Below are 1,786 nucleotides of genomic sequence, written 5' to 3'. Positions count from 1 at the left end.
TCAGTTTTGTGAGGGGTTATCAAAAATTAGAATAGATGGTAAATATGGATTTTTTAATACCAATTTAGAAGTTGAAATAAAGCCTATGTATAGAGCGGCTTTAAACTTTAATGAAGAGCTTTGTGGAAAAAAGCATTAGGAACTAATGAAGAAGTACTAGCTTTAGCTCAAGATGCTGAAAAAATAGATTTAGAAGGAAAAACTATGATTCCAGGATTTATAGATCCTCACGGACATATAGCAGCTATAGCTCAAACTCTATTATTAGTTCAACTTGGAGATGCTATTTCAGTAGAAGAAATAAAATCAAGAATAAGAAACTATATAGCAAACACAAAATTACCTGAAGGTGCTTGGGTAATAGGGTTTGGATATGATAATACTAAATTTGAAGATAAACAACATCCAACTAAATTTGATTTAGATGATGTAAGTACAGAAATAGGAATATATTGTACACATGCATCAGGACATTTAGCAGTCACTAACTCATTTGGACTAGAAGCATATGGTTATGCTGGAGAAGATTATGTAGTACCAGAAGGTGGAGTTGTACAAACTGTAAGTCCTGATTCAAGAGAAGCTAATGGTATATTAGAAGAAAATGCAATTATGGCAGAGGATAAAAAAGGTATAGTTCCTGCACCTAAGTTTGAACAAGTTTTAGATAGTTTAGTTAGAGCTCAAGACTTATATGCTGAACTTGGAATTACAACTGCTCAAGATGCAAGTTTAGACCCAGGATATGATCAGATGTTAACAGTAGCAGGTCAAATGGGTAAATTAAAAATACATATATTAGGATATGCATTAATGCCTTTCACTGAACAATTAATGAAGACAAATGAAGGAACTCCTAAAAGAGACTACGTTAACCACTATAAAGTTGGTGGAGGAAAGGCTTTCTTAGATGGTTCTCCACAAGGAAAAACTGCATGGTTAACAAAGCCATACTATGAAGCTCCAGAAGGTGAATCTGCTGATTACCTTGGATATCCTACTCAAACTGATGAAGATATGGTAGCATACTACAAAATGTGTATAGAAAATAACTGGCAAGTTCATACTCATTCAAATGGAGATGCAGCAATAGATCAATTCTTCAGATGTTATAAAAAAGCTTTAGAATTAACAGGAAATACAACTGCTACAACAGACTTAAGACCTGTATTAGTTCACTGCCAAGCTATAAGAAAAGATCAATTAGAGCGTATGGCTAAATTAGGAGCTGAACCAACATTCTTCAATGACCATGTTTGGTTCTGGGGAGATTATCACTATGAATCAGTATTTGGACCAGAAAGAGCTCAAAACATATCTCCGCTTGGTTGGGCAAAAGAAGAAGGATTAAAGTTTACACTACACCAAGATCCACCAGTAAAAATGCCAGATCAAATATTAGGTATGCATAATGCTGTAAATAGAAAAACTCAAAGTGGAAGAGTACTTGGGCAGCAACATAAAATAAGTGCTATGGATGCTTTAAAAGCAGTAACTATAAATGGTGCTTACGGATATTTTGAAGAAGATATAAAAGGTAGCTTAGAAGTAGGAAAATATGCTGATATGGTTATATTAGATAAAAACCCACTTGAAGTACCAAGTGAAGAAATAAAAAATATAAAAGTTCTTGAAACAATAAAAGAAGGTAAGACTATATTTAAAAAATAATCAAGATAATAAATTAAAAATACTTTAGTAAAAAGAGTTGTTATATAATAAAAAATTATTATGCAACAACTCTTTTTTTAATGTAAAATTAAGGATTGTTCATATAAATATTTAC

1 protein-coding gene is annotated in these 1,786 nt (G+C 32.1%); it reads left to right on the top strand.

Annotated features, from left to right (window positions below; genetic code table 11):
* Positions 1 to 120 precede the first annotated feature (120 nt).
* The gene (locus NSA58_RS19720; RefSeq protein WP_257560897.1) at positions 121 to 1,671 is read left to right on the top strand and encodes an amidohydrolase; all 1,551 of its coding nucleotides are present in this window, start codon (positions 121 to 123) and stop codon (positions 1,669 to 1,671) included.
* The last annotated feature ends 115 nt before the right edge of the window (positions 1,672 to 1,786 follow it).

Origin of the sequence: Terrisporobacter muris (assembly GCF_024621905.1) — a bacterium.
GTDB lineage: Bacteria > Bacillota > Clostridia > Peptostreptococcales > Peptostreptococcaceae > Terrisporobacter > Terrisporobacter muris.
The sequence above is the reverse complement of the archived record's forward strand: the minus strand, read 5'-3'. Positions and strand labels throughout refer to the sequence as shown.